The organism is Microlunatus sagamiharensis, from assembly GCF_900105785.1.
Taxonomy (GTDB): domain Bacteria; phylum Actinomycetota; class Actinomycetes; order Propionibacteriales; family Propionibacteriaceae; genus Microlunatus; species Microlunatus sagamiharensis.
Genome location: NZ_LT629799.1, coordinates 430,846 through 450,759, shown reverse-complemented (window position 1 = coordinate 450,759; position 19,914 = coordinate 430,846). Strand labels below are relative to the sequence as shown.

The following is a 19,914-nucleotide window of genomic DNA, read 5'->3' as shown; positions in this document are numbered from 1 at the left end:
TTATCGGGCCGAGGCGGTGGGGAGCCGGACCATCCGCCGCTCGCGGTCGTCGTCGGGCGACGGGCCCGCGTCCACGAACCCGTGGCGCCGGTACAACCGGGTCGCCGCGGCGTTGTCGGCGAACACCGACAGCGTGACCGGACGCCCCGGGTGCTCGCCGTCGGCCACGGCCAGCACCGCCTCGACGGCGGCGTCGGCCGCCCCCGTCCCCCGCGCGTGAGGCGAGACCCACATCGAGATCAGCTCGGGCGACCCGTCCGCCGGGTCGGGTGCGACGAGGCTGACCATGCCGGCGTCCTGCCCGGCGAGGACCACCACCAGGTTGTGCGGGACCGTGGTCAGCCGCGCCCGCCAGTACGCCTCACCGTCGTCGGCGAGGGTGCCGGCGAGCGTCGAGCCGAAGGCGTACGGCGCCTCCGCGAGCGCGGCGAGCCGCAGCGTCCGCCACCGCGCCCAGTCGTCGGGCGTGAGCGCGACGACCTCGAGGGGCACGGGGGCGGGCACCGGCTCAGCCTCGGTCTCAGCCGAAGGAGAGGACGAGCCGGCCGCGGACGCCGCCGGCCTCGAGCCGTCGGTGGGCCTCGGCGGCGTCGGCCGCGGGGAGCACGTCGGCGACGCGCAGGGTGACGGTTCCGTCCTCGGCCTGCGCGCGGAGCCGGTCGAGAGCCTCGGTGTTCTGCCCGTAGTCGCGCACGAAGACCGGCAGCACCCGGACGCCCCGGGCCAGCTCGTGGTCGGCGTCCTCGCCCTGGTAGCCGCGCACGGTCGTCACCACCCCGCCGTCACGGACGGCGGGGAGCACCTGCGCGCCCTGGACGGAGCCGTCGGCCAGGCCGTCGACGCCGTCCGGGTACCGCTCGCGCACCGCGGCCGCGAAGCCCTCGCCGCGGGGCAGCACGACGTCGGCGCCGAGCGAGGTGACGAGCCCGGTGTCGAGCTCGCTCGCGTCGGCGACGACGGTGAGCCCGTCGGCCTTCGCCAGCTGGACCACGTAGCCGCCGAAGGAGCCGGCCGCGCCCGTGACCGCGAGGACGTCGCCGCGCTGCAGCTCCATCCGGTCGAGCGCCAGCCGTGCGGTGAGCCCGTTCATCGGCAGCGACGAGGCCGCCGGGAAGTCCACGCCGGCGGGGACCGGGACGACGGACGCGGCCGGCAGCACGACCTGCTCGCGGTAGCCGCCGTGGCTGCCGGACGGGACCACGATCGCCATCACGCGGTCGCCCTCGGCGAGGCGTCCGTCGCCGTCGGGCCCGACCTCGTCGACGACCCCGGCCACGTCCATGCCGACGATCCACGGCATCTCCGGCTCGCCGCCGGCCATTCGGGCGTAGTCGCCGTTGCGGCCGTGCGTGTCGGTCGGGTTCACGGCCGCGGTGCGCACCGCGAGCCGGACCTCGCCCGGACCCGCGTGCACCTCCGGAACGTCGACCAGGTGCAGGGCCTCGGGCCCGCCGAACTCGGTCACTCCACTGCTCTCATGACTGGTTCAAGGCGCTTGGACCCGCGTTGTTCCCGTCCGGGCGCAGGTGCGACGAGGCTCACCTGATCTTGAAGATCACCCCGCGCTGGACGACGAAGTTCACCGTGGTCGCCACCCCCTGCGCGACGACGAATCCGACGACCTGGACGACGGTCAGCGCGAGGCCTCGCGTGCTGAGGGCGTCGAAGAGCACGGAAAAGAGGCCCACCTGGAGGGCGAAGGTGAGGGCGTAGAGCACGACCACCGCGAGGAACCGCTTGCGCGACGGCTCCGCCCGGAAGGTCCAGCGGCGGTTGATCAGGTACGCCGTCGTCGTCCCGGCGACGAAGGAGAGGGCCTTGGCGGCGGTGTGGCCGAGACCCAGGTGCATGAGCAGGACCAGCAGCCCGAAGTCCACGACGGCCGACAGCCCGCCCGTCAGCACGAACCGCACCAGCTGGGTCCGCAGGGGCAGGGCCGAGGTGCGCTCGTCGACCGGCAGCTCGACCGGCTGCGGCAGCGGGCTCACCGGACGGCTCCCTCGTGCGGCGCGTCGTGCAGCTCGCCGAACAGCTGCTCGGCGACCGCGCGCTGCACGTGCTGGACCTCGGGTACGTCGCGCAGCGACACCGAACCCTCCCCCGCCGTCCGCGCGACCAGCGTCCCGCACCCGATCACCCGGTCCGACAGGCTGCGCTCGACCGAGAGGTCGGTGATCCGCCACAGCGGCAGGTCGACGCGCACCTTCTTGAGCACGCCGGTGCCCATGACCAGACGGCGGTTCGTCAGGGAGTAGGTCGTCGTCCACCAGTGCAGGAAGGGCCGTACGCACGCCCAGCCCGCGAGCGCGGCCGCGAGCACGAGGACCACGAACTGGCCGTACGGGCGGTAGTCGGACGGGACGATCGCGGTGCCGGCGCCGACCAGCGCCCCGGTGCCGATGAGCGCGAGCGCAGGGCCGACGAGCGCCTTGGCGTGGGTCCGCGTGTGCAGGACCTCGTACTCGTCGGCGCCCAGCATCCGCGACGGCAGGCCCACGCCAGCCATGGTGGCACAGCGGGCCGCCCCGAAGATCAGACTCAGGTCGCGTCCACCCCGAACGCTCCCTGAGCTCGGCGCACGGCTGGAGCACGCTCCCTGAGCGTGTCGAAGGGCCCGGAAGACGCTCCCTGAGCGTGTCGAAGGGCCCGGAAGACGCTCCCTGAGCTTGTCGAAGGGCCCGGAAGACGCTCCCTGACAGGGTCAGGGAGCGTTCCTCATGCTGTTCGACAGCGAGCGTCAGCGCAGGTGCACGACGTCCCCGGCCCCGAGGACGTGGGAGCCGTCGCCCGTGTCGAGGAGGAGGCGTCCGTACGCGTCCACGTCGCGGGCCGTGCCCTCGAGCACGCTCCCGTCGGACAGCGTCACGCGAACCTTCCGGCCGAGCGTCGAGCAGCGCTCGCGGTAGGCGAGGGCGATGCCGTCGCCACCCTCGGAGCCGAGGGCGGCGACCTCCTCCCAGCGGCGCAGGTCGCGCTCGAGGCAGCGCAGCACGCTCGAGGTGACCGCGGTCCGCGACACCGGGACGCCGGCCACGCCGAGCTCGGCGCGGGCGAGGTCGACCGAGGTGGCGGTCGGCACGGGCAGCTCGTCGGCGCCGAGGTGGACGTTGACGCCCATGCCGAGCACGACGGCCGGCCCGTCGGGCGTCTCGATTCGCTCGGCGAGGACGCCGCAGACCTTCCGGTCACCGATCAGGACGTCGTTGGGCCACTTGACGTCGGCGGGCAGGCCGGCGGTCTGGCGCAGCGCGTCGCTGACGGCGACGCCGGCGAGCAGGGGCAGCCACGTCCAGCGGTCGAGCGCCACCTCGGGGCGCAGCAGCACCGAGATCGCGACGCCGCTGCCGGGCGGCGCGGTCCAGGTGCGCCCGAGGCGTCCGCGGCCGGACGACTGGTGGTCGGCGACCAGCACGGTCCCGCCCGGCGCCCCGTCGCGGGCCGCCGCGGCCAGGTCGGCGTTGGTCGACCCGGTGGACGCCACCAGGTCGAGCCGTCGCCAGAGCCCGTCCGAGGTGAGCAGGTCCGAGGCGAGCGTCGGACGGTCGATCGGGTCGGCGTCGGGCACGTCCGAACCCTAGGGCAGGCGCGACGAGGGCTAGGGTTCCCTGCTGTGAGTCTCGACGTCGACGCCGCCCAGGGCGCCCCGAACATCCACACCACGGCCGGCAAGCTCGCCGACCTGGACGCCCGGATCGACGAGGCCGTCCACGCCGGTTCCGCGGCCGCGGTCGAGAAGCAGCACGCCAAGGGCAAGCTGACCGCGCGCGAGCGCGTCGAGCTGCTGCTCGACCCGGGCTCCTTCACCGAGCTCGACGAGTTCGCCCGGCACCGCTCGACCGCCTTCGGCATGGAGAAGCGCCGGCCGTACGGCGACGGCGTGGTCACCGGCTTCGGCACGGTCGACGGCCGCCCGGTCTGCGTGTTCAGCCAGGACGTGACGATCTTCGGCGGCAGCCTCGGGCAGGTCTACGGCGAGAAGATCGTCAAGATCATCGACTTCGCCCTCAAGACCGGCTGCCCGCTGATCGGGCTCAACGAGGGCGGCGGCGCGCGCATCCAGGAGGGCGTGGTCAGCCTCGGGCTCTACGGCGAGATCTTCCGCCGCAACACCCACGCCTCGGGCGTCATCCCGCAGATCTCGCTGATCATGGGGGCGGCCGCCGGCGGGCACGTCTACTCCCCCGCGCTCACCGACTTCGTCGTGATGGTCGACCAGACCTCGCAGATGTTCATCACCGGCCCGGACGTGATCAAGACCGTCACCGGCGAGGACGTCAGCATGGAGGATCTGGGCGGCGGTCGCACGCACAACACCAAGTCGGGCAACGCGCACTACCTCGCCTCCGACGAGGAGGACGCGATCGCCTACGTCAAGGCGCTGCTGTCGTTCCTCCCGCAGAACAACATGGAGGACCCGCCCTCCTACGAGGTGGAGAACGAGCTCGTCGTGTCCGAGGAGGACCGCGAGCTCGACACCCTCGTGCCGGACTCGCCCAACCAGCCGTACGACATGCACGAGGTCATCGCCCACGTGCTCGACGACGGCGACTTCCTCGAGGTGCAGGAGCTCTTCGCGCCGAACATCCTCGTGGGGTTCGGTCGGATCGACGGCCGCTCGGTCGGGGTCGTGGCCAACCAGCCGCAGCACTTCGCCGGCTGCCTCGACATCGACGCCTCAGAGAAGGCGGCGCGGTTCGTCCGGACCTGCGACGCCTTCAACGTCCCCGTCGTCACCTTCGTCGACGTGCCCGGCTTCCTGCCCGGCACCGACCAGGAGTGGCAGGGCATCATCCGCCGCGGCGCCAAGCTGATCTACGCCTACGCCGAGGCGACCGTCCCGCTCGTCACGGTGATCACCCGCAAGGCGTACGGCGGCGCGTACGACGTCATGGGCTCCAAGCACCTCGGCGCGGACTTCAACCTCGCCTGGCCGACCGCGCAGATCGCGGTGATGGGCGCGCAGGGCGCGGTGAACATCCTCTACCGCCGCGAGCTCAAGGACCACCCGGACGCGGACGCGCGGCGCCAGGAGCTGATCACCGCCTACGACGACGAGCTCGCGAACCCCTACGTCGCCGCCGAGCGCGGCTACGTCGACGCGGTCATCGCGCCGCACGAGACGCGCGCCGAGATCACCCGGGTGCTGCGGCTGCTGCGCAACAAGCGCGAGACGCTGCCGCCGAAGAAGCACGGGAACATCCCCCTGTGAGCGACACCGAGGACGTGGCGCCGGAGCCGCTGTTCCGCGTCGTGCGCGGCACGCCGACCGACGTCGAGCTGGCCGCGCTGAGCGTGGTGCTCGCGGCCCGGACGCGCCCGGTCGAGGAGCCTGCACCGCCCCGGCAGGGCCCGAGCGCCTGGGCGGCGTCGGCCCGCGGCGGCCGCACCCTGGGCCGGCCCGGGCCCGACGCCTGGCGCCTGTCGGCCCGAGGTTGAACACCCCACCGAGGAGCATCCCCATGAGCGCCACCGACGTGGTCGCCGACCGCGTGCGCCTGGTCCTCGCCTCCGCCTCCCCGGCGCGGCTGGCGACCCTGCGGGCAGCCGGCCTGGACCCCGAGGTCGTCGTGTCCGGGGTCGACGAGTCCGGTGTGACGGCCGAGCAGCCGGCGGCCCTGGTCGCCGAGCTGGCCCGGCTCAAGGCCGAGGCGGTCGACGCGACGCTGGTCCTCGACGACCGCGTGACCGTGCTCGTCGGCTGCGACTCGATGCTCGAGCTGGACGGGCAGGCGTACGGCAAGCCCCACGACCCCGCCTCGGCGGTCGAGCGCTGGGGCCGGATGCGCGGGCGCAGCGGCGTCCTCCACACCGGGCACCACGTGCTCGTGCACGCCCGTGGCGAGCGGCTGGTGCGGGCCGAGGTCGGCTCGACCACCGTGCACTTCGCCGACCTCGACGACGACGAGGTCGCCGCCTACGTGGCGACCGGCGAGCCGCTCGAGGTGGCCGGCTCGTTCACCGTCGACGGCCTCGGCGGCGCGTTCGTCGAGCGGATCGAGGGCGACCACCACAACGTCGTCGGCATCAGCCTGCCGCTGCTCCGCACCGTGCTCCGCTCACTCGGCGTCCGCTGGAGCGACCTCTGGACCACGTCCACCCCCTAGGCCCTGCTGCGGGCCCTCCCCGGGTCAGCCGAGGACGGTCAGGACGACCAGGCTCGCGTTGAGGGCCACGACGATCCCGACGACCAGCCAGGCCACGGCGATCGTGCGGCGACCGGTCGGAGCCAGGCGCATCAGTCGGGCGTCGGCCGCGATGCGGACCAGCGGCACGAGCGCGAAGGGGATCCCGAAGGACAGCACGACCTGCGAGCCGATGAGCAGCTCGGTCGGGTCGAGCCCGACGGCGAGCAGGACCAGCGCCGGTCCGGCGGTCATCAGCCGGCGGACCAGCAGCGGGATGCGGCGCTGCAGCAGGCCCTCGGTGATGACCGCCCCGGCGTAGCCCCCCACCGAGGTCGACGCGAGCCCGGAGGCCAGCAGCCCGAGGGCGAAGAGCGTGGCGACCGCCGGGCCGAGCCGCTCGCCGATCCCCGCCACCGCGTCGGGCAGGTCGGCGACCGGGAGGCCGGACAGCGTGGACGCCGCCACGAGCAGCATGCCGATGTTCACGGCGCCGGCGAACACCATCGCGAGGACCACGTCGAGCCGGACGCCCCGCAGCACCTGCCGGGCGTCGGCGCCGGTGGCGCGCCCGTGACGGTCGCCGACGAGCGCGGAGTGCAGGTAGACGGCGTGCGGCATGACGGTGGCGCCGAGCATCCCGACCGCGAGGAGCGCGCTGTCGGCCCCGTCCAGCCGCGGCAGCAGGCCGCTGAGGGCGCCGACCGGGTCCGGCGGGTCGAGGAACAGCCCCGCGAGGAAGCCGACGGCGACCACCGCGAGCATGCCCGTCACCACGCGCTCGAAGGTCTTCTGCCGCCGACGGCTCTGCAGGAGCAGGAGCGTGGTGCTGACCGCGGTGGTGATGAACGCCCCGGCGACCACGGGCACCCCGAAGAGCAGGTCGAGCGCGAGCGAGCCGCCGACGATCTCGGCCAGGTCGGTCGCCACGGCGACGACCTCGGCCTGCACCCAGTAGGCCCGGCGCGACCAGGTCGGGTTCCGCTCGGCGACCAGGGCCGGCAGCGAACGTCCGGTCAGCCACCCGACCTTGGCCGAGAGGTACTGCACGAGCCCGGCCATGAGCGTCGCGCCCACGAGCACCCACAGCAGCAGGTAGCCGTACCTGGCGCCCGCGGCCGTGTTGGTGGCGACGTTGCCCGGGTCGACGTACGCGACCGCGGCGACGAACGCGGGTCCGAGCAGGCGCGAGCCCGCACGGAGCCGCTCGATCCGCTCCCGCTGCACCAGCACCCGTTCGCTCCCGGCCCTCGTCGTTCCCACACAGCCCGTTCTCGCGCTGCCCACCCGTCCCGCGGACGAGAGGGTAACCACCACGCGCCCCCGTCGTGGGGGCCCGGGAGACGCGCGGGCCGGCGGCGTCGGGCCCGGTTACGGTGACCCGTGCCCTCCGACACCACCCGTCCCCGCCCCGCTCGCGCAGAGCCGGAGGGTGCGTCCTCGTCTCCTTCGGAGCCGAGGGGTGGTTCGGCCTCCACCGTCCGCCTGGTGGTCGTGCTGGGCATGCTGTCGATGTTCGGGCCGATCTCGCTCGACCTCTACCTGCCCGCGCTGCCCGCGCTGGCCACCGACCTGCGCTCCTCCACCTCGGCGGCCCAGCTGTCGATCACCGCCTGCCTGCTCGGGCTGGCCGTCGGCCAGCTGGTGGCCGGGCCGCTGTCGGACCAGTTCGGTCGCCGCAAGCCGCTGGTCGTGGGGCTGGCGGTCTACCTGCTGGCCTCCGCCGCGTGCGCCTTCGCCCCGACGATCGAGGCGCTGGTCGCGCTGCGGCTCGTGCAGGGGCTGGCCGGCGCGGCCGGCATCGTCATCGCCCGGGCCGTCGCCCGTGACCTCTACTCCGGCCGCCGGCTGGTGATCATCTTCTCCCGGCTGATCCTGGTGAACGGTCTCGCGCCGATCCTGGCGCCGGTGATCGGCGGCCAGCTCGCCCTGGTCGTGAGCTGGCGCGGGATCTTCCTCGTCCTCGCCGCCTTCGGCGTGGTGCTGCTCGCCGCCGGCGTCTTCGGCGTGCCGGAGTCGCTGCCGCCCGAGCGGCGCCGGGCCGGAGGCGTGGGCGACACGCTGCGCAGCTTCGGCACGCTGCTGAAGGACCGGCTCTTCGTCGCCGTCGTCCTCGCGGCCGGCTTCGCCGGGGCGTCGATGTTCGCCTACATCGCCGGCGCGACCTTCGTCCTGCAGCGGCTCTTCGGGCTCTCGGCCCAGCAGTTCTCCTTCGCCTTCGGGGCCAACGCGCTCGGGATCATGGTCTTCGGCCAGGTCGGCGCCCGGCTCGCGCACCGCTGGAGCCCGCACCGGGTCATGGCGCTCGGGCTGCTGCTCAACCTGCTCGGCAGCGCCGGGCTGGCCGTCACCGTGCTAGTCGGGCTGGGCCTGCCCTTCCTGCTCGGCTCGCTGTTCGTCATGGTGAGCGCCCTCGGCCTGGTCTTCCCGACCTCGACCGCGCTGGCGCTGGCCGACTACCCCGACCGGGCCGGCGCCGCCTCGTCGCTGCTGGGCCTCGGGCAGTACGTGATGGGCGCCGTCGTGGCGCCCCTCGTCGGCCTCGCGGGCGAGGACACCGCCGTGCCGCTCGGGATCGTCGCCGTGGCGTGCAGCGTGGTCGCCACGGCGACCTTCTTCGCGGTCGCGGTCCCGGCGATCCACCGCTCGCGCCTGGTCGAGCCGGACGAGATCACGCCCCCGCAGACGCCGGCCTGAGCCGCCTTCGCCGAGGACCCCGAGGTCCTCACTCCTCGAGGGGGCGTCGGGGCGCGCCTGAAGCCTTGCTGAAGCATCCGGCCGGGAGGTCGTGACGGGCGCCGCCCCGCTCCGAGACTGGCGGAGGTCGCGGGGCGTCGGTCGCCTCGCCCGAGCCGGAGGACACCCATGAAGAAGCCCGTCGTCATCCTCGCCACCGCCCTCTCGACCGTCGCCCTCGCCGGCGTGGTCGGGATCGGGGTGGCGTCGGCCGACCCCACCACCAGCCCGTCCCCGGGCGCGAGCGCGAGCGCCACGCCCGGCGCGACCGCCAAGCCGGACAAGGCCGGCAAGCACGCCAAGGGCGACCTCACCCGGCGGGCCCTGCACGGCGAGGTCACCCTCGGCGGCAAGAAGCACAAGGTCGTCGACTTCCAGCGGGGCACGGTCAGCTCGGTGAGCGCCACCGCGATCAGCGTCGAGAGCAAGGACGGCTACTCCGCCACCTACGTGGTCGACGCGAAGACCAAGGTCCGCCAGGCCAAGGAGCAGGCCGCGATCGGCGACGTCAAGAAGGGCGACAAGGTCCGCGTCGTCGCCGTCAAGGACGGCAGCACCGTCACGGCCACGCGGATAGCCGACCGCACGAAGTAGCGACCTGGTCCGACCGGTCGTCGCCGTCGGGGGACGACGGGCCGGTCGGGCCGGTCGGGCCGGTCGGACCAGCCGCGAACCAGCCGCGCGGGGGCGCACGGCAGGGCTCCAGGCCCGCCACGACGACCCGGTCACCTCGGGCCATGCTCGCTCAGACGGGCATAAAGGCCCGGGTGACCGGGTTGTCGCAGTGGTCGGCGGAGCCGCACGCGCTCCGCCCCACGACGGAAGGACACGCACATGACCGACAAGGTCTGGTTCATCACCGGCGCCTCCCGCGGCTTCGGCCGCGAGTGGAGCATCGCAGCCCTCGAGCGCGGCGACCGCGTCGCCGCGACCGCCCGCGACACCTCCACCCTCGACGACCTCGTCGCCAAGTACGGCGACGCCCTGCTGCCGCTGCAGCTCGACGTCACCGACCGCCAGGCCGACCGGGCTGCGGTCGCCCAGGCGCACGACCACTTCGGACGGCTCGACGTCGTCATCAACAACGCGGGCTACGGCCACTTCGGCATGGTCGAGGAGCTGAGCGAGGACGAGCTCCGCGGCCAGCTCGAGACCAACCTCTTCGGCGCCGTGTGGGTCACCCAGGCCGCCCTGCCCTACCTCCGCGAGCAGGGCTCGGGCCACATCATCCAGGTCTCCTCCATCGGCGGGATCAGCGCCTTCCCGGGCATCGGCGCCTACCACGCCTCCAAGTGGGCGCTCGAGGGCATCAGCCAGTCGCTCGCCCAGGAGGTCGCCCCCCTCGGTATCCACGTGACGCTCGTCGAGCCCGGCGGCTTCTCCACCGACTGGTCCGGCCCGTCGGCCAAGCACAGCGAGGAGAACCCGGCGTATGAGAAGGCCCGCGAGGCCGGCCGCGCCCGTCGTGGTGGCCAGACCCCGGGCGACCCGCAGGCCTCGGCCCGCGCCCTGCTCAAGGTGGTCGACGCGGAGCAGCCGCCGCTGCGCGTCTTCTTCGGCGAGGCCCCGCTCGGCATCGCGACCAAGGACTACGAGTCCCGCCTCGCGACCTGGAACGAGTGGCAGCCCGTCGCCCTCGAGGCGCAGGGCTGAGCCCAGCTCACCCCGCTCCGCCCGGTCCGTCGGCCGGAGCACCCCGGTGAGGCCGTCCGCCGCGGGCGGGCGGCCTCACCGCGCTCCCTCGAGCTCGAGCAGGACGTGCTTGGCCTCCTCACCCCCGCGGTAGCGGCCCATCGACCCGTCCGAGCGCACCACCCGGTGGCAGGGGACGACGACCGGGATGGGATTGGTCGCGCAGGCTGTGCCGACGGCCCGGACGGCCCGTGGGCTGCCCGTCATCGCCGCCAGCCCGGCATACGAGGTCGTCCGTCCGTACTCGACGTCCACCGCGAGGTGGGAGAGCACCTCGCGGCGGTAACCGCCGGAGAGCTGCCAGTCGAGTGCGACGTCGAAGCGGTGACGCCGGCCGGCGAAGTACTCGTCCAGCTCCCGGGCCGTCTCGTCGAGGCGGGCGGGAAGCGGCAGCACCCGCGGGCTGACCCGGTCGGCCAGCTCCTGGAGCACCGCGTCCTCGCCCTCGCTGGCGAAGGCCACCCGGACCAGACCGGCCGGTGTCGCGGCCAGGAGCAGCGGGCCCACCGGGCCGTCGACGGTGCGGTAGCCGACATCGACCCCGTCCCGGCGGTCGGCCTCGTCGACCAGCCGTCCGAGCAGTCGCTCGAGGTGGCTGCCGGTCGGGTCGAACGCCTCGGCCGCGCGCTCGCTCACGCCGGGTCCGACCCCTCGGGCGGCCGCGGGGCCTTCGGGACCACCGTCGCCCCCTCGGCCAGGGCCCCCTCGAGCCGCAGCAGCGCCTGCTTGCGGTCGACGCCCCCGGCGTACCCGGTCAGCCGGCCGTCGGACGCGACGACCCGGTGGCACGGCACGACGACGCACAGCGGGTTGCGGGCGACGAGCTGGCCGGCGACCCGCGGGCCGATGCCCACGGTCCGGCCGAGCGCCGCGTACGTGGTGGTGCTGCCGCGCGGCACCGCGGCCACGAGCTCCCACACCTGACGGGCCCGCTCGCTGCCGGCCGGCCGCAGCGGCAGGTCGAAGGAGTCCCGTCGGCCGTCGACGTAGTCGCCCAGCTGCTGCGCCGCCGCCGCCAGGACCGCGTCGCCCGCGGGGTCGACGGTCGCGCCGAAGCCGTCGCGGTCCGGTGCCGGGTGGTGCTCGGCGAAGTAGACGCCCACCAGGCCGTCGCCCTCGGCCACCAGCGTCAGCTCCCCGACCGCCGTGCTCAGCACGGCGTGCCGGCGCGGCGGTGTGGCCGGGGCGGGCGTCGTCAAGGCGGGTTCGAGCGTGGTCGTGCCGGTCATCGGTCAGCTCCTCACGTGCGGCACCGCGTCCCGGTACCTGTCACCCCGTAGACGCGCCGGGGACGCGAGACGTGAGGTCGGACCTGCTATGACCTGGGTCACACCGGCCGGGGCCGCCCTCAGCCCTGGCGAGCCTTCGCGGTGGCCCGGTCGTTGGCCTTCTGCAGGGCGTCCACGAGCTCGTCCTTGCTCATCGTCGAGCGGCCCTCGATGTCGGCCTTCTGCGCCAGCTCGTAGAGGTGCTCCTTGGTGGCGTTCGCGTCCACCCCGCCCTTGGTCTCGGCGTCGGTGTCGAGGCCGCCGGCCGCCTTGGCGTCGGAGGGCCCGTTCTCGTCCTTGGGCTCCCAGTGGTCGCCGACCTTCTCGTGCGTGTGCTTGACCGCCGCCCATGCGGTGCGGTGCGCCCGCTGGCCGTCGCCGTACTGCTCCTCCGCCGACGCCAGCGTCTCGGCGTAGGTGTCCCTGGCCTTCTGGTCGGAGCGCTCCAGCGTGCTCGGGAGCCGCTCCTCCTCGATGCGCTCGGCCTCGCTGCCCTTCTCCGGCATCTGCCCTCCTCGGCTCGTCGGGCCCAGTCTGGCACCGCGGCCGTCAGGGCCCGCCGGGCCCGACCTCGACGCGCAGGGTGACGGGCCGGCCGACCTCCAGGCGCTCCGCGCGTCGGAAGCGGTCCCGGACCGGCACGACGTAGCCGCCGTCCTTGGGCCAGAGCGCGGTCTCCCAGCTGCTCGAGCCGGTGCTCACCCGCGCCGGCACCATGCCCCAGCCGTAGCTGACGAGCGGCGCGATCTCCCGGAGGTCGTCGGCCACGTCCTCGGGCACCGCGACGAAGTGGAACGGCGCCGGTCCGCGCCACTCGAAGAGCACGCCCTCGAACTCCCGGTCCATCCCGCCAGGATGGCCCGGCCTCAGTCGGAGGTGAAGCCCTGCAGCCGCTCGACCGTGTCGACGCGGACGACCGCCTCGCCGGCCTCGTCGCTCGCCGCGAGGTCGACGGTCGCGCTGACCGCCCAGTCGTGGTCGCCCTCGGGGTCGTCCACGACCTGGCGCACCCGCCAGCGGCCGGGCTCCTCGCGCACCTCGAACAGCGCCGGACCGCGCGCGTCCGCGCCGGTCAGGATCGCCGCGTGCTCGGCGAAGTAGGGCTCGAAGGCGGCCGCCCAGCGGTCGGCGTCCCAGCCGTCGTCGCCGTCCAGCTCGCCCAGCGGCCACCACTGCCGCCGCGCGGCCAGCTCGACGCGACGGAACAGCGCGTTGCGCACCAGCACGCGGAAGGCCCGCGCGTTCCCGGTCACGGGCGGCGGCGCCTCGAGGGCTGCGTCCACGAGCGCCCCGGGATCGGCCTGCTCCGGGTGGGACAGCCGCTCCCACTCCTCGAGCAGGCTCGAGTCCACCTGGCGCACCAGCTCGCCGAGCCAGACCACGAGGTCGGTCAGCGGCTCGGTCCGACGCTCCTCGGGCACGGTCTGGCGCAGCGCCTTGTACGCGTCCGACAGGTAACGCAGCACCAGCCCCTCGGAGCGCGCGAGCCCGTAGCGGGCGACGAACTCGGAGAAGGTCATCGCCTCGCTGAACAGCTCCCGCACCACCGACTTCGGCGACAGCTTCTCGTCGAGCACCCACGGGTTGCTCTTCGCGTACGCGGCGAAGGCCACCTCGAGCACCTCGGCCAGCGGGCGGGGCCAGGTGACGTCCTCGATGAGGACGACCCGCTCCTCGTACTCGATGCCCTCGGCCTTCATCGCGTCGATCGCCTCGCGCCGTGCGCGGTCCCGCTGGCCCATCAGGATCGGCCGCGGATCCTCCAGCGTCGCCTCGATGACGGACACGACGTCGAGGGCGTACGTCTCGGCGTCGGGGTCGAGCAGGTCGAGGGCGGCGAGCGCGAAGGGCGAGAGCGGCTGGTTGAGCGCGAAGTCGCGCTGCAGGTCGACGGTCAGCCGCGCGGTCCGGCCCTCGTCGTCCGGCTCGGGCAGCTGCTCGACCACGCCCGACTCGCGCAGGCCGCGGTAGATCGACAGCGCGCGCGAGACGTGCCCGCGCCGGGCGGCCGGTGCGTCGTCGTTGTCGAGCAGCAGGTGGCGCATGCCGGCCCAGCAGTCGCCCGGGCGCGCGACGACGTCGAGCACCATCGCGTGCGTGACCTTGAAGTGGGACGTGAGCGGTTCCGGGGGCGCGGAGACGAGGCGCTCGAAGGTGGGCAGGCCGTAGCCGACGGTGCCCTCCGGCGGCTTCTTGCGCACGACCTTGCGACGCTTCTTGGGGTCGTCGCCGGCCTTGGCCAGGGCCTTCTCGTTGGCCACGACGTGGTCCGGCGCCTGCACCACGACCTGGCCGCTGGTGTCGAAGCCGGCCCGGCCCGCACGCCCCGCGACCTGGTGGAACTCGCGCGCCGACATCAGCCGCGCCCGCGTCCCGTCGTACTTGCTCAGCGAGGCGATCAGCACCGTGCGGATCGGCACGTTGATGCCGACGCCGAGGGTGTCGGTGCCGCAGATGACCTTGAGCAGCCCGGCCTGGGCGAGGCGCTCGACGAGGCGGCGGTACTTGGGCAGCATCCCCGCGTGGTGGACGCCGATCCCCTGCCGGACCAGGCGGGAGACGACCTTGCCGAAGCCCGCGCTGAAGCGGAAGTCGGCGATCAGCGCGGCGATCTGGTCCTTCTCCTCGCGGCTGCTGATCTTGAGGCTGGTCAGCGCCTGGGCCTGCTCGACCGCGGCCGCCCGGCTGGCGTGCACGACGTAGACCGGCGCCTCGTGCGTGCCCAGCAGCTCCTCGACGGTCTCGTGCAGCGTCGTGGTGACGTAGCGGTGGTGCAGCGGGACGGGACGCTCGACCGAGCTGATCGTCGTCGTCGGCCGGCCGGTGCGCCGCGTCAGCTCGGACTCGAACCGGCTCACGTCGCCGAGCGTGGCGCTCATCAGCAGGAACTGCGCGTTCGGCAGCTCGATCAGCGGCACCTGCCAGGCCCACCCGCGCGACGCGTCGCCGTAGTAGTGGAACTCGTCCATGACCACGCACGCGACGTCGGCGGCCGCGCCCTGGCGCAGCGCCAGGTTGGCGAGGATCTCGGCGGTGCAGCAGATGATCGGCGCGGTCGGGTTGACGCTCGCGTCGCCGGTCATCATCCCGACGCGCTCGTGGCCGAAGGTGGCGACGGCGTCGAAGAACTTCTCGCTCACCAGCGCCTTGATCGGCGCGGTGTAGAAGGTGCGCCCGCCGTTGGCGAGCGTCGCGAACTCAGCGCCCGTGGCGACCAGCGACTTCCCCGAACCGGTCGGGGTCGAGAGGATCACGTTCGCGCCGCTGACCAGCTCGATGAGCGCGTCGGTCTGGTGCGCGTACGGCGTCAGCCCCCGGCTCTCCAGCCAGCCGGTGAACGCCTCGTAGGTGGCGTCCGGGCCGGGCTCGGCGGGGACCAGGTCGGCGAGCGACGCCCCGGCGCCCGCCGCCGCCGTGCTCAGGGCGTCCGCGAGGGGTCGCGCGGGTGCAGCGGCTCCTCGCCGGTCCGCTCGCCCACGTACGTCTCCAGGAACGAGCGGAACAGCCCGATGCCCGACTGCGTGGTGATCGACTCGGGGTGGAACTGCACCGACTCGACCGGGAGCTCGCGGTGCCGCAGCCCCATGATGTAGCCGTCGTCGCGGCTGCGGGCGCTCACCTCGAGCTGGTTCGGCAGCGTCGAGTCCTCCACCACCAGGGAGTGGTAGCGCGTGACGACCTGGTCGCGGTCGGCGCCGCGGAACATGCCGCGCCCATCGTGGTCGAGCGTGCTCGTCTTGCCGTGCATGATGTGCGCCGCCGGGCTGACGGTGGCGCCGTACGCGGCCCCGATCGCCTGGTGGCCGAGGCAGACCCCGAGCAGCGGCACCTCGCCGGCGAACTCGCGCACCAGCTCGACGTGGCCGGAGTCCAGCGGGTGGCCGGGGCCGGGGCCGAGGACCAGCACGTCGGGCGCGAGGTCGCGGACGCGGTCGCTGTTGCCGGGGTCGGAGCGGATCACGACCGGCTCGGCGCCGAGCTCGGCGAGGTACTGCTCGATGATGTAGACGAAGCTGTCGAACGCGTCGATGAGGACGACCTTCACGGCACGAGCTCCTCTCCGGCGACCGCCCAGTAGGCGGCGCCCATCTTGGTCAGCGTCTCCGCCCACTCGCCGTCCGGCGTGGAGTCGGCGACCACCCCGGCCGAGGCGCGCAGCACGTACGCGCCGTTGGCACCGGAGCCCGTGCGCACGGTCATCCGGATGGCCAGCCCCAGGATGGTCCAGCCGCCGAAGCCGATCAAGCCGAATGATCCGGCGTAGAGGCCGCGCCGGCTCGTCTCCAGCTCCTCGATGATCTCCATCGCCCGGACCTTGGGCGCTCCCGTCATCGTGCCGGCCGGGAAGCTGGCCCGGATCAGGTCGTAGACGTCGTGCTCCGCGCGCACCTGCGAGCTGACGCTGGAGACGATGTGGAAGAGGTGGCTGTAGGCCTCGATGACCATGAAGTCGTCGACCGACACCGAGCCGGGCACCGAGACGCGGCCCATGTCGTTGCGGCAGAGGTCGACGAGCATGACGTGCTCGGCGCGCTCCTTGGGGTCCGACAGCAGCCGCTCGACGGCGAGCTCGTCGCGGGCGGCGTCACCGCTGCGACGCGCGGTGCCGGCGATCGGGCGCATGGTCGCCGTGCGGCCCTCGAGCCGCAGGAACAGCTCGGGGCTGGCCCCGACCACGACGCGGCCCGCGATCGGCAGCAGGCTCATGTACGGGCTCGGGTTGCGCTCGCGCATGCGGCGGTAGACGGTCAGCTCGTCGGCCTCCGTGCGCACGGTGATCGCGTGGCCCACCTGCACCTGGTAGATGTCGCCGAGGCGGATGTGCTCGAGCGCCTGCTCGGCGTGGGCGACGAACTCCTCGCGGGTGGTGTCGTCGGAGACGGAGGTCGGTGCGGGCACGCTCGCCTCCGGCAGCGACCCGGGCAGCACCTCGAGGGCCGCGACCACGGCGTCGAGGTCGAGCTCGGGCCAGCCGGGGCTGGTGGCCAGGGTGAGGCGCCCGGTCTGCTCGGTCAGGTCGATCTCGACGAGTGCGCGGACCAGCGCGAAGACGGCGTCGGGTGCGGGTTCGGCGGGGTCGTCGATGAGCCGCGGCAGGCGCTCGATGTAGCGCACCGCGTCGTAGCCGTGGAACACGAGCAGTCCGAAGCCGAAGCGGTCCGGGCTGCGCTCCACGTCGAACGCCGCGTCGAGCACGCGCGGCAGGTCGAACAACCCCGCGTCGCTGGTGAGGAGGCCGTCGCCGTCGGTCACGCCGCCGGCCCGGAGCGCCGCGGTCGCGGTCTCGACCAGCGCCGGCACCCCGCGGAACGTCACCCGCGAGCGGTGGACCTGGACCTCGAGCAGCCCGGTCACCCCGGCGAGCGAGGCGCGGGTGTCGGCGACCGGCCCGGCCAGGGACTCGAGCAGGAAGACCTGCTCCTCTCCCACCAGGCCGCGCAGCGCGACGAAGGCCGCCAGCGGGTCGGAGACGTCGACCTCGACCTGCCGCAGCTCCACCGCGACACGGTCGGGGGCGCTGGCTGCTGGACTGGTCGGCACGACACGCGACCCTACCCGCGCGGAGCGCCGCCCGAGGGGCTGTCCGGACCGCCGCGCTAGCGTCCTGCTCATGAGCGCGACGCGGGCGGATCTGGACGTGCACGGCGGCGTCGCCGAGGGGTGGGGCACGGTGGCCGACGCCTTCCGGGCCAACTTCGCCGACCCGGGTGAGGACGGCGCCGGGGTCGCCGTGCACCACGGTGGCCGCCTCGTCGTCGACCTGGTCGCCGGCACCGACAGGGTGCGCGACCGACCGATGGCGCCGGACGCGCTGATGGCCGTCGCGTCGTGCAGCAAGGGTGTGACGGCGACCGTGCTGGCGATGCTCGTCCAGGAGGGTGCGATCGACCCCGACGCGCTCGTGTCGACCTACTGGCCGGAGTACGGCGTCGCCGGCAAGGAGGCCACGACCGTCGGCATGGTGGCCTCCCACACGGCGGGCCGGCCCTACCCGCCGCTGGGCAGCGGGCTGCACGGGCTCGACCTGCACCGTGGTCCCGCGGTCACCGACCTGCTCGCGTCGGGGACGCCGTGGTGGACGCCTGGGACCGCGATGGCCTACCACCCGGTCACCTACGGCACGCTGCTCGACGCGGTCGTGACCGGGGCGACGGGCCGCACGATCAGCCAGCACGTGCGCGCCCGCATCGCCGAGCCGCTCGGCGTCGAGGTCTGGATGGGCCTGCCGGCGGAGCTCGACGACCGCGTCGTGCCGGGCCGCTGGGAGGCCACGAGCCCCATGGAGCCCGACCAGGGACCGCCCCCGGAGCCCGGGACGTACGCCGACCTGCGGGCCCGTGCCCTCCGCGAGAACCCGCCGATGGCGCCCGACCCGGACGACGCGGCGGCGGTGCGCGCCGACCACGCCGCCGAGCGGCCGGCCGCCGGCGCGATCACCGACGCCCGCGCGCTGGCCACGATGTACGCGGCGACGCTCGCCCCGGTCGACGGGGTGCGCCTGTACGACGACGCGACGCGCGCACGGGTGACGGCCCCGCGGACCGACGACGTGGAGACGCTGATCGAGAGCGGCACGGCCGGCCCGGACATCCGCTTCGGGCTGGGCTACCAGCTGTCGTCGCCGAGCATGCCCGGCTTCACCCCGGCCTCGTACGGCCACACCGGCGCGGGCGCCCGGCTCGGCCTGGCCGACCCCGAGCTCGGGGTCGGCTTCGGCTACGTCTGCAGCCTGATGCGCGACATCGGGCCGTCCGGCGACCCGCGCTGGGCGTCGCTGGTCGGCGCGGTCAGGTCCGTCGTCGGCTGATGCCGGCGCGGCCGCCGTGGACATGACGAGAGTCAGCGGATGCCTGCTCGGGGGTTCAGGTAGCCGCTGACTCTCGACCCCTCCATCGCGTGCCGACCCCGCGTCGTTACGGCGATCGGCGATATTCCTCGGGAGCGACCTCGAGCGCGAGGGGATCGACTGCGCGACCTCAGGCGAGCGCGGTCAGCAGGCCGCCGGCGAGGAGCCCGGCGACGACGGTCGCGCCCGCCGTCGCCGCGGTCGCGCGCCAGCCCAGCGCGCGCCCGACCATCACCGCGGACGGCAGGCTGACCGCGGGCAGGACGAGCAGCAGGGCGCCGAGCATGCCCGCGCTCGCGCCGGCCGCGGCCAGACCGAGCAGGATCGGGATCTCCCCACCGGTGGGCAGGACGACCAGCGTCCCGACCAGCGCGGCGAGCAGGACCGCGACGGCACCCGCCTGCCCGAACACGCCGGACAGCGGCGGGCCGACGAGCCCGATCAGGAACACGACCACGAGGTACTCGGGCACGAGCACCACGGCCAGCCGCGCGAGCCGGGAGAGGAAGCGGCGCGGCACCTCGCGCCACACGAGCGGTTCGTCGGCCTGCCGCTGCGCGCGCTCGACCGCCTCCCGGGCCGCGGGCACGTCCGCGCGGTCACCACCACGGCGCCGTGCGGCCCACACCCCGACGAGCGCGGAGAAGCCGACCACGAGCAGCACCCCGACGACGACCCGGACCGCGACCCAGGAGGCGGGGGCGAGCAGGGCGAGGAAGACCAGCACCGCCGGGTTGAGCACGGGGTTGCCCAGCCAGAAGGCGAGCGCGGCGGGCAGCGGGACCCCCGCGCGGCGCATCGTCACCGCGATCGGGGCGGTGCAGCAGGTGCACATCATCCCCGGCAGCGACGCGACCCCACCGGCAAGGGAACCGCCCAGCGGGGTCCTGCGACCGAGCAGCGCGACGAGCCAGCGCTTGGGCACGAGGACGTCGACCGCGGCGGCGACCACGAGGGCCACGACCAGCGCCTTCCAGACCGCGCAGCTGTAGGCGAGCGTGAAGTCCCAGGCCCGGGCGAAAGCGTTCTCCCCCGCCCCGAGCGCCAGGAGCGACGAGCCCTTCCACGCGCCCGACGCCGCCACGGTCCCGGCGCGGTCGGCGTACGGGAGCCACTTGGCCCAGGCCAGCCCGGTCGCGGCGACGGCCACGGCGATCCCGACGGCCAGGAAGGCCGACGCGCGGGACAGCCGCTCCCCGCTCCGGGCGTCGACGTCTGAGGAGGTGCCCACCACTCGATCCTGCCTCGG

Annotated in this window: 21 protein-coding genes; 7 read left to right on the top strand and 14 right to left on the bottom strand. The window is 74.2% G+C overall.

All coding sequences use genetic code 11. The features are described from left to right. From BLU42_RS02035 to BLU42_RS02015, 5 genes are all read right to left on the bottom strand, one after another. Positions 1–504, bottom strand: coding sequence for a GNAT family N-acetyltransferase (locus BLU42_RS02035; protein ID WP_197680582.1), 504 nt, complete (start codon positions 502–504; stop codon positions 1–3). A 16-nt stretch (positions 505–520) separates the two neighbouring features. Further along, positions 521–1,465: an NADP-dependent oxidoreductase gene (locus tag BLU42_RS02030; protein ID WP_091072956.1), complete on the bottom strand. Its 945-nt coding sequence runs from the start codon at positions 1,463–1,465 to the stop codon at positions 521–523. Positions 1,466–1,538: 73 nt separating this feature from the next. Beyond that, positions 1,539–1,988 (bottom strand): GtrA family protein, encoded by a 450-nt coding sequence (locus BLU42_RS02025; RefSeq protein ID WP_269458009.1) that lies wholly within the window; start codon positions 1,986–1,988, stop codon positions 1,539–1,541. After that, positions 1,985–2,497, bottom strand: coding sequence for a PH domain-containing protein (locus BLU42_RS02020; RefSeq protein WP_157719722.1), 513 nt, complete (start codon positions 2,495–2,497; stop codon positions 1,985–1,987). Before BLU42_RS02020 ends, BLU42_RS02025 begins: the two co-directional genes overlap by 4 nt. 240 nt (positions 2,498–2,737) lie before the next feature. Continuing rightward, on the bottom strand, positions 2,738–3,565 hold the full coding sequence (locus tag BLU42_RS02015; RefSeq protein ID WP_091072950.1) for a biotin--[acetyl-CoA-carboxylase] ligase: 828 nt from the start codon (positions 3,563–3,565) through the stop codon (positions 2,738–2,740). 45 nt (positions 3,566–3,610) lie between these two features. Between BLU42_RS02015 and BLU42_RS02010 the strand changes: the two genes are divergently transcribed. The 3 genes from BLU42_RS02010 to BLU42_RS02000 are packed head-to-tail and all read left to right on the top strand — an operon-like array spanning position 3,611 to position 6,104. Next, positions 3,611–5,209 (top strand): acyl-CoA carboxylase subunit beta, encoded by a 1,599-nt coding sequence (locus BLU42_RS02010; RefSeq protein WP_091072948.1) that lies wholly within the window; start codon positions 3,611–3,613, stop codon positions 5,207–5,209. After that, positions 5,206–5,436 (top strand): acyl-CoA carboxylase subunit epsilon, encoded by a 231-nt coding sequence (locus tag BLU42_RS02005; protein ID WP_157719721.1) that lies wholly within the window; start codon positions 5,206–5,208, stop codon positions 5,434–5,436. Before BLU42_RS02010 ends, BLU42_RS02005 begins: the two co-directional genes overlap by 4 nt. A gap of 23 nt (positions 5,437–5,459) precedes the next feature. Next, complete coding sequence (locus BLU42_RS02000) at positions 5,460–6,104, top strand: Maf family protein (RefSeq protein ID WP_091072946.1); 645 nt, start codon at positions 5,460–5,462, stop codon at positions 6,102–6,104. Between the two features lie 24 nt (positions 6,105–6,128). Here the strand turns inward: BLU42_RS02000 and BLU42_RS01995 are convergent, their stop codons facing one another. Next, entirely contained in the window at positions 6,129–7,349 is a 1,221-nt protein-coding gene (locus BLU42_RS01995) for an Nramp family divalent metal transporter (RefSeq protein ID WP_331715270.1), read from the bottom strand. Positions 7,350–7,607: 258 nt separating this feature from the next. On the opposite strand from BLU42_RS01995, the gene BLU42_RS01990 reads away from it, so the two are divergent. The 3 genes from BLU42_RS01990 to BLU42_RS01980 all read left to right on the top strand — a co-directional run bounded on the left by BLU42_RS01990 (position 7,608) and on the right by BLU42_RS01980 (position 10,511). After that, positions 7,608–8,819 carry a multidrug effflux MFS transporter gene (locus BLU42_RS01990; RefSeq protein WP_407940262.1) on the top strand — a complete coding sequence of 404 codons (1,212 nt, stop codon included), beginning with the start codon at positions 7,608–7,610 and terminating at the stop codon, positions 8,817–8,819. A gap of 168 nt (positions 8,820–8,987) precedes the next feature. Then, positions 8,988–9,452, top strand: coding sequence for a DUF5666 domain-containing protein (locus BLU42_RS01985; RefSeq protein WP_091072943.1), 465 nt, complete (start codon positions 8,988–8,990; stop codon positions 9,450–9,452). A gap of 240 nt (positions 9,453–9,692) precedes the next feature. Further along, positions 9,693–10,511, top strand: coding sequence for an SDR family oxidoreductase (locus BLU42_RS01980; RefSeq protein ID WP_091072940.1), 819 nt, complete (start codon positions 9,693–9,695; stop codon positions 10,509–10,511). 75 nt (positions 10,512–10,586) lie between these two features. Here BLU42_RS01980 and BLU42_RS01975 read toward each other — a convergent pair whose 3' ends face one another. The 7 genes from BLU42_RS01975 to BLU42_RS01945 all read right to left on the bottom strand — a co-directional run bounded on the left by BLU42_RS01975 (position 10,587) and on the right by BLU42_RS01945 (position 17,317). Next, positions 10,587–11,186 carry a methylated-DNA--[protein]-cysteine S-methyltransferase gene (locus BLU42_RS01975; RefSeq protein WP_091072938.1) on the bottom strand — a complete coding sequence of 200 codons (600 nt, stop codon included), beginning with the start codon at positions 11,184–11,186 and terminating at the stop codon, positions 10,587–10,589. After that, entirely contained in the window at positions 11,183–11,779 is a 597-nt protein-coding gene (locus BLU42_RS01970) for a methylated-DNA--[protein]-cysteine S-methyltransferase (RefSeq protein WP_091072935.1), read from the bottom strand. Before BLU42_RS01970 ends, BLU42_RS01975 begins: the two co-directional genes overlap by 4 nt. 119 nt (positions 11,780–11,898) lie before the next feature. Further along, complete coding sequence (locus BLU42_RS01965) at positions 11,899–12,324, bottom strand: ChaB family protein (protein ID WP_091072932.1); 426 nt, start codon at positions 12,322–12,324, stop codon at positions 11,899–11,901. A 43-nt stretch (positions 12,325–12,367) separates the two neighbouring features. After that, complete coding sequence (locus BLU42_RS01960) at positions 12,368–12,664, bottom strand: DUF1905 domain-containing protein (RefSeq protein WP_091072930.1); 297 nt, start codon at positions 12,662–12,664, stop codon at positions 12,368–12,370. Between the two features lie 20 nt (positions 12,665–12,684). Next, positions 12,685–15,240: a DEAD/DEAH box helicase gene (locus tag BLU42_RS01955; RefSeq protein WP_172825839.1), complete on the bottom strand. Its 2,556-nt coding sequence runs from the start codon at positions 15,238–15,240 to the stop codon at positions 12,685–12,687. Further along, positions 15,237–15,863 carry an anthranilate synthase component II gene (locus tag BLU42_RS01950; RefSeq protein ID WP_091072924.1) on the bottom strand — a complete coding sequence of 209 codons (627 nt, stop codon included), beginning with the start codon at positions 15,861–15,863 and terminating at the stop codon, positions 15,237–15,239. Before BLU42_RS01950 ends, BLU42_RS01955 begins: the two co-directional genes overlap by 4 nt. Beyond that, positions 15,860–17,317 (bottom strand): anthranilate synthase component I family protein, encoded by a 1,458-nt coding sequence (locus tag BLU42_RS01945; protein ID WP_197680581.1) that lies wholly within the window; start codon positions 17,315–17,317, stop codon positions 15,860–15,862. The genes BLU42_RS01950 and BLU42_RS01945 overlap by 4 nt, the downstream gene beginning before the upstream one ends. A gap of 112 nt (positions 17,318–17,429) precedes the next feature. Between BLU42_RS01945 and BLU42_RS01940 the strand changes: the two genes are divergently transcribed. Next, positions 17,430–18,626: a serine hydrolase domain-containing protein gene (locus BLU42_RS01940; protein ID WP_091072920.1), complete on the top strand. Its 1,197-nt coding sequence runs from the start codon at positions 17,430–17,432 to the stop codon at positions 18,624–18,626. Between the two features lie 169 nt (positions 18,627–18,795). Here the strand turns inward: BLU42_RS01940 and BLU42_RS01935 are convergent, their stop codons facing one another. Next, the gene (locus BLU42_RS01935; protein ID WP_091072917.1) at positions 18,796–19,896 is read right to left on the bottom strand and encodes a permease; all 1,101 of its coding nucleotides are present in this window, start codon (positions 19,894–19,896) and stop codon (positions 18,796–18,798) included. Positions 19,897–19,914: the final 18 nt, after the last annotated feature.

Coding starts and splice junctions, on each gene's coding strand:
- BLU42_RS02000 (WP_091072946.1), top strand. CDS start 5,460: ATGAGCGCCACCGACGTGGTCGCCGACCGCGTGCGCCTGGTCCTCGCC.
- BLU42_RS01985 (WP_091072943.1), top strand. CDS start 8,988: ATGAAGAAGCCCGTCGTCATCCTCGCCACCGCCCTCTCGACCGTCGCC.
- BLU42_RS01980 (WP_091072940.1), top strand. CDS start 9,693: ATGACCGACAAGGTCTGGTTCATCACCGGCGCCTCCCGCGGCTTCGGC.
- BLU42_RS01970 (WP_091072935.1), bottom strand. CDS start 11,779: ATGACCGGCACGACCACGCTCGAACCCGCCTTGACGACGCCCGCCCCG.
- BLU42_RS01965 (WP_091072932.1), bottom strand. CDS start 12,324: ATGCCGGAGAAGGGCAGCGAGGCCGAGCGCATCGAGGAGGAGCGGCTC.
- BLU42_RS01960 (WP_091072930.1), bottom strand. CDS start 12,664: ATGGACCGGGAGTTCGAGGGCGTGCTCTTCGAGTGGCGCGGACCGGCG.
- BLU42_RS01940 (WP_091072920.1), top strand. CDS start 17,430: ATGAGCGCGACGCGGGCGGATCTGGACGTGCACGGCGGCGTCGCCGAG.